Origin of the sequence: Empedobacter sp. GD03739 (genome assembly GCF_029843245.1) — a bacterium.
In the GTDB taxonomy this organism is placed as follows: Bacteria; Bacteroidota; Bacteroidia; order Flavobacteriales; family Weeksellaceae; genus Empedobacter; species Empedobacter falsenii_B.
In genome coordinates this window covers 1-6,621 of record NZ_JAOCHX010000078.1, presented here as the reverse complement: position 1 = coordinate 6,621, position 6,621 = coordinate 1, and the positions used below count along the sequence as shown (strand labels likewise).

The 6,621-nt window shown below is 31.6% G+C and carries 9 protein-coding genes and 1 tRNA gene; 2 read left to right on the top strand and 8 right to left on the bottom strand.

Going from position 1 to position 6,621, the window contains the following annotated elements; all coding sequences use genetic code 11:
• From N5E64_RS15230 to mce, 3 genes are all read right to left on the bottom strand, one after another.
• Window positions 1-223 (bottom strand): hypothetical protein (locus N5E64_RS15230; RefSeq protein ID WP_280038243.1); only part of this gene is annotated, 223 nt, incomplete at its 3' end.
• A 170-nt stretch (window positions 224-393) separates the two neighbouring features.
• Window positions 394-467, bottom strand: a tRNA-Ile gene (locus N5E64_RS15225).
• Window positions 468-543: 76 nt separating this feature from the next.
• Complete coding sequence (gene mce / locus N5E64_RS15220; RefSeq protein WP_219034454.1) at window positions 544-942, bottom strand: methylmalonyl-CoA epimerase; 399 nt, start codon at window positions 940-942, stop codon at window positions 544-546.
• Window positions 943-1,020: 78 nt separating this feature from the next.
• Here mce and N5E64_RS15215 point away from each other — a divergent pair, with 78 nt between their 5' ends.
• Window positions 1,021-1,773, top strand: a complete 753-nt coding sequence (locus N5E64_RS15215) for a tetratricopeptide repeat protein (RefSeq protein WP_038337013.1) — start codon at window positions 1,021-1,023, stop codon at window positions 1,771-1,773.
• A gap of 115 nt (window positions 1,774-1,888) precedes the next feature.
• On the top strand, window positions 1,889-2,227 hold the full coding sequence (locus N5E64_RS15210) for a hypothetical protein (RefSeq protein WP_280038240.1): 339 nt from the start codon (window positions 1,889-1,891) through the stop codon (window positions 2,225-2,227).
• 48 nt (window positions 2,228-2,275) lie between these two features.
• Here the strand turns inward: N5E64_RS15210 and N5E64_RS15205 are convergent, their stop codons facing one another.
• From N5E64_RS15205 to N5E64_RS15185, 5 genes are all read right to left on the bottom strand, one after another.
• Complete coding sequence (locus tag N5E64_RS15205; protein WP_280038239.1) at window positions 2,276-2,656, bottom strand: hypothetical protein; 381 nt, start codon at window positions 2,654-2,656, stop codon at window positions 2,276-2,278.
• A gap of 250 nt (window positions 2,657-2,906) precedes the next feature.
• Window positions 2,907-3,779 carry a M48 family metallopeptidase gene (locus tag N5E64_RS15200; protein ID WP_280038238.1) on the bottom strand — a complete coding sequence of 291 codons (873 nt, stop codon included), beginning with the start codon at window positions 3,777-3,779 and terminating at the stop codon, window positions 2,907-2,909.
• A 76-nt stretch (window positions 3,780-3,855) separates the two neighbouring features.
• Window positions 3,856-4,878, bottom strand: coding sequence for an AMP-binding protein (locus N5E64_RS15195; RefSeq protein ID WP_280038237.1), 1,023 nt, complete (start codon window positions 4,876-4,878; stop codon window positions 3,856-3,858).
• A gap of 1 nt (window position 4,879) precedes the next feature.
• Complete coding sequence (locus N5E64_RS15190) at window positions 4,880-5,491, bottom strand: DUF1684 domain-containing protein (protein ID WP_221855293.1); 612 nt, start codon at window positions 5,489-5,491, stop codon at window positions 4,880-4,882.
• Window positions 5,488-6,528 (bottom strand): o-succinylbenzoate synthase, encoded by a 1,041-nt coding sequence (locus N5E64_RS15185; protein WP_280038236.1) that lies wholly within the window; start codon window positions 6,526-6,528, stop codon window positions 5,488-5,490. Before N5E64_RS15185 ends, N5E64_RS15190 begins: the two co-directional genes overlap by 4 nt.
• Window positions 6,529-6,621: the final 93 nt, after the last annotated feature.

Genomic DNA, 6,621 nt, shown 5'->3' with positions numbered 1-6,621 from the left:
ATGTAAAATAATATATAGATGGTATAATTAAAATAAAAGAGAATATTACTAAAGTTAAAATTACTAATGGAGAAAGATTTGGTTGAGTAAGTATTAAAGATGATATTATTAAAGGAAAATATAACAACATTAAGAAACGTTGAATATTATTTTTGGACAATATTCTTATTCTATATAAATCTTCTGCTACAGTAAAATATTTATCAATTATTCCTAAGATCATTTTAGATTAGTTTTGAATTATTTTTATAAATATACTAAAAATGCAATCAAATGAAAATTATAACTATCTTTGAATCAGATAATTTGTTGTACAAATGTTGTACTTATAGATTAAAATGAAGTCAAAAAAAAGACGCTTACACAACTGTAAACGTCTGATTTTCAATAAAGTGGTCCCACTTGGGCTCGAACCAAGGACTTGCTGATTATGAGTCAGCTACTCTAACCAACTGAGTTATAGGACCAGAGAATTAAGCAATAAAAAGGAAGCTATCACCTAATTCGTTTGCAATATTAAAGCTATTTTTTTGAACTTCAAAATTATTTTACATCTTCGCAAAGCTCTACCAATACGCCATTTGTTGTTTTAGGGTGTAAAAAAACAATACGTTTATTATCTGCTCCCAATTTTGGCGTTTCGTTAATAAAAGTAAACCCTTGATTTTTAAGACGCTCTATTTCGAGTTCGATATCATCTACTCCAAAAGCAATATGGTGAATTCCTTCGCGATTTTTTTCTAAATATTTTTCAATAGCACTATCATTTTTTTCAGAACCGACCAATTCGATCTTCGATTCGCCTACTTCAAAAAAAGAGGTTCTCACACCTTCCGACTCCACTGCTTCTTCTTTGTACGGTGCTTTTCCTAATAATTTTTCGAACAATTCATTCGATAATCCCAAATCTTTTACGGCAATCCCTAAATGTTCTATTTTCATGTGTGTTGTTTTGCGTAAAGATAAACTTTTCTAAAATTTTTTATTTAAAATTTAAAGAGTTTGTTGTAATATTGAACTATGAGTTTTTATGAAGATGGGAGTCAATATCTCCGCAAAGGTCAGTATAGAAAAGCGATTGATTATTTTACATTATCGATTAAGCGTCAAATAGAAGTGGCAAATTCATATTTCGGTCGTGGATTGAGCCAATATTATATGAAACAAAATACAGATGCAATCAAGGATTTTGATAAAGCAATTGAATTAGATGATAAAAATCCAAACTTCTATTTCTACAGAGGAATGGCAAATTTCAATCAATATAATCCAACAAAAGCAGCTGAGAATTTTGATAAAGTGATCGAGATTGATCCGGCAAGTTTTGTAGCTTATCATCAAAAAGGTTATGTATTGATGAATTTGAACAAATACGATGAGGCGATCGAATGTTTCAATAAAGCTTTAGAAATTAATCCAGATTACGAATCATGTTACCACAATCGTGCATTTTGTTACGATCAATTGCAACAATTGGATAAAGCAATCGAAGATTATTCGAAAGTAATTGAAATGAAACCACATTTCTTGTCGTATTACAACAGAGGAAATACTTATTTTGTATTGAATGATTTAGAAAATGCATTAAACGATTTTAATCAATCAATCGAGTTAAATCCAAATCATTTCTTATCATACTACAACAAAGGCGCAATCCTAGAAAAATTTGAGAAACAAGCCGAAGCTGTAGAGGAATACAAAAAAGCATTGCAGTTGAATCCTGAATTTTATTTAGCTGCCGAAAGATTAGCACAATTAGAAAATCAACAATAAAACATAGAAATCGTTTCGAATTGGAACGATTTTTTTTTATGTCTTTTTATTTCTTATCGTAAATCAATGTTAGACCATGCGTTATGTTGTTACTTTGCCTTAAAATTAATCTAATATGCAAGTACAAATCGCCGTTTATGGTAAAAACAAAGAAATTGTAGACACGTTAGAACGCGTGATTAACAAAAATGAAAACTGGAAAGCATTTTGTACCTGCTCACAAGAAGAATTGAAAGGATACGTATCAACAAACAACGTCCAAATAATATTATACAGTAGTGGAATTGGTGCTTCGGAGGTAGAGAAAATGGAGGAATGGATAAGCACTTATTTCCCTACTATAAAGCAAATCCATCATTATGGTGGAGGAAGTGGTTTGTTGAAGTGCGAAATTGATGGCGCTTTGGCTGGAATAAAACCTATTAGCAAAGCAAAAATCAATGTTATTCTTTAGCCTTTTAAGAGAAAAGAGCTTTTCAGTTGTAGATGAAAAGCTCTTTTTTTACATATCTTTTATAATCCAATAGTCTCGGGAAATCCCAACATCATTGCGATTAACTTCTATTTCGTCGCAAAAATCTAAAAATAATTCGTCCAAAGTTTTATCAATTTTTGGTGTAGAACCGAACAATTTCGTTAGAATGGGATTGGTTTCGTGCTCCAATAACTTCCCTGTAAACTGCTGAATGTTATTTTCTTTAATGCCAATAAATGTACTTGGCGCAAAAACCATCACCTCGTCCGCATCAATCACCAAAAATGTTTTCGATTTTTTGATTAACTGGATCGATTTCTTTTTTTCTTCATCCGTTCCAACTTCTAGACTTTCCAAAAACAACTCGACGTTATCAAAAACTTCTTCCTTATCTTGAACAAATTCCATCTTATAAATTTTAGCAAAATTAAAGTTTTTTTTCTGATTGTCCACTTTTATTCACGTTACCTATTTATCATTTCAATAGAAAAGTCTTCATCTATTTATGCAAAACTGAAATAAACTCAACTTGACATTATTGTCATTCTAAACCTGTCGAAGAATCTCAGATTATTCTAAACTACTTCAGTCATCTTCAACTCGATTCAAGATCACAACAAAAATATTTCCTTGAGAAAAATGTAGTTGAGTAAAAAAACTAATCTTCTTTCAATAGAATTTCGACTTCTAAATATTCGTGGTAATTTTTGACAAAATCATGGTCAAAATCAATGTCTTCTAAGCGCATTTGAATCCCTTTTTTATCAACATCAATATAATCTAAAATCGTTTGAACATTATAAATTTCAAGATTATGAAACGTCGGATACAACGTAATTTGCTTCAAGGTAAGTGCCATTATAAAGCAATTGATTCCATTAAAATTAACCCCGATATCAGCGAAATTCTTATAAAAAGCAATCAAATTTGTTTTGAGCTGAAGATTATAATTAAAACTTCTCAACTTGAAATTTTTTAAGACCAATCGATTTGTCGTTTTCAAGACAATTTCTTCTGTGATCTGAAGATTTTTACTCAATAATTCTAAAACTTGTTTATCCTCAACCAATTGATACAAAATATTCAAATATCGTTTAGCTTCATCAAATTCAAACAATTCCAAACTCACTAAAATTGATAAGAAAAGAAAACGTTGATTGGTAGGATACACAATTTCAATTTCTTTCAAATACTTTTGCGCTTCATCAAATTTCAATTTATGAATATAATATTCGGCAATGTAGAAATTCGCAGCATACAAGTAATAATCTTCCTTTTTTGCTTCTAAAAGATACAAAATCGATTCTTCGTTGAAGTTTAAATTGCGCTGAACAACTCCTTTCAGAAAAAGTGCTTTTTTATCTTTTGGATATTCGTGTAGCAACTGATTTAATAAATCTTGTGCCTTAATTAATTGCTGAATTGGATTGTGAATAAACGAAAAACTTTTCCAAATAGGATATTGATTTTCATCCATTTTATCATCAAAAATCAAGAAAAAAATATCATTAAAAAGTCGATTGTAATCCACAGTATAAGTTTTAGTAGTGATAAAATTAAGCTATTTTAGGTAAAATACACGAACAAAATAAAAAAATAGGTCGATCCTAAAACTGTTGTCGTTTTATTTTACCACTTTCCGTTCGAGAAAATGTAGGAATGAAAATAATTTCTTTTGGAACTTGATATTTGGTTAAATCTGCCAAAGAAAAATCCAAGCTCCTCTGCTCTCCTTCCACAACTAAAATTAATTTCTGACCTAATAATTCATCCGTTTTTGAAGTGATATAAAAATCAGAATCAATGAACGGTTTCAGCTTATTTTCTATTTGTTCTGGAAATAATTTTATTCCACCCGAATTAATCACATTATCCGCTCTACCAATCCAGTTAAATTTTCGTGTATCAATCAATTCAACCACATCATTCGTTACAACTTGCAATCCATCATAAGGCGTATCAATCACCAAACAACCTCGCTCATCTTGTGAAATCGTTACCTCATCAAACGCTTCAAAAACTTGTTCTGCATTAGGATATTTTTGATTCGCAACTTGTTTAAACGCAATATGTGTAATCGTCTCCGTCATTGCATATGTTTCGTAGACTTCGTTCTCAAAAGCAAACAATTCTTGTTTCACTTTCTCCGAAAGAGGCGCTCCTCCGATAATTAACTTTTGACATCTTGAAACAAAATCTAACGAATTTTCAACTTGCATAGGCGTTAACGCAACAAAATCAATCGAGGTAAAATTTTGTGAAATTCCACTATTAATTTCATCCAGAGAAATATGCGAAGTCGGTTGCATACAAATCAATTTCAAACCAATTTCTACTGCACGAACCAACATCAATTTTCCAGCAATATAAGTAACAGGCATCACCAATAAAGCCGAATTTCCTTTCTCTAAATGCAAATATTTTCCCGTCATATTCGCACTTTTTCGCATATTTTTTTTGGTTAAAATAATCTCTTTCGGAGTTCCAGTAGACCCCGAAGTATGCGCAATCATCACCTCAGAATCAGAAAACCATTCAACCAAAAAATCTTTTACGGATTGTTCAAATTCGTTGGTAACTTCAATAGCGTTGACATCAAAATTAGGTTGAGAAAAATCTAAATACAACATTCTATTTATGATAACTTACACCTGCATTAATTTCGATATCCAACACATTATTCGCTGGCGGAATGGGACAATTGTAATGTTTGCTATATGCACAATATGGATTATACACTTGATTAAAATCCAACGTAATTTCATTGGCTGTTGTACCTAAATCCTTTGTACTCAAATCCAAATAACGTCCACCTCCATAAGACGTCACGCCGTTTGTTTCGTCCATAAAAGGTAAAAACAAACTGTCTGCATATTTCTCCATAATTGGTGAAGATTGATAAACCGTCAGCGTTTGTTCAACATTATCCAACATGAACGTTACCGTTCCGTATTCTTTATAATTTTTGATTTTTTTCGCAGAAGTAGGAAACGGAATCACCTTTCCATCTTTGATTGGCGTAAATTTCGCTTTCACTATATATTTTTCGCTGATCGGAAAAAATGTAATGCCTTTGAAATTCGTTTTTTCTTCGTCTACCAATGGCGTCGTTTTAAGATCAGTATAAAAAGTCGCCAATTCGGTTTGATATTTTTGAATTGCAACTAAATCAATTGTTTTTTTTGTCGTTTGACAACTCATTAAAACGATTGTTGCAAAAAATGCGATAATTACTTTATTCATGCTAATTTGTTTCGAAATAAATATTCTCCTCTTAATTCTAATCGACTTGGGAAATTGTTTGTAAACAAACCTCCTGTGCCCAATCCTTGTGGCATTTCTGGATATAAAATCGCTGTCCATTGTGCAATAGCATTTAAGCCTATATTACTTTCCAATGCTGATGTTATCCAAAACGGAATTTCGTATGTATCTGCTGCATTAATCCATTCCAACGAACCTCTAATTCCCCCAACCAAACTTGGTTTTAGAATAATATATTGCGGTTTGATTTTTTCTAACAATTCGAATTTATCCTCTTGATGAACAATTCCAATTAATTCTTCGTCCAACGCAATTGGTGTCGGTGTTGTAGCACACAATTCCGTCATCAAATCGATTTGTCCAGCTTTGATAGGTTGTTCAATCGAATGTATTTTTAAATCAGCCAATTGTTGCAAGACCACTTTTGCTTCTTCAAACGTAAAACCTCCATTCGCATCTACTCTTAATTCTAATTGATCCGCAGAAAAATCTTGTCTTAATTGTTGAATAATCTTATGCTCATTTTCCCAATCAACACCGATTTTCAACTTGATACAGTTGAAACCAATCGCTAATTTTTCTTTGATTTGTTCGCGCATAAAATCAATCGAACCCATCCAAATTAAACCATTAGTCTGAATACCTTGGTCACCTGTCGAAAAAGCTGATTCATACAAATCAGGATTCAATTTATCTGTATAATTTTCGTTGTAACGATTCGCAAACATACTCTGAAAAGCCTGCTCTACTCCAAACTGAATCGAAGGCCATTCGCGCAATTCACGCCACAATTCATCAACTCCTAAGTCAATATTGTCACAAACCCATTGCAATTTTTCTTCATAATCAGGGCGGTCATCAAAACTCAACCCTTTAAACAATCCACATTCACCAACATATTCTTTTCCATCTTCTTCTAATGTAAAAAGATACGTCAATTTCTCTGTCAAAACGCCGCGCGAAGTACCGCTTGGATTTTTGAATTTCAAAATATAAGGTTCAAAACTTGCTTTCATACTTCAAATTTAAACAATGCTTTTTAGAAAAATATTGATTTAAATTAATTTTTCATTAAATCGAAACTCAATCGTTCACAATTTATCAATTAA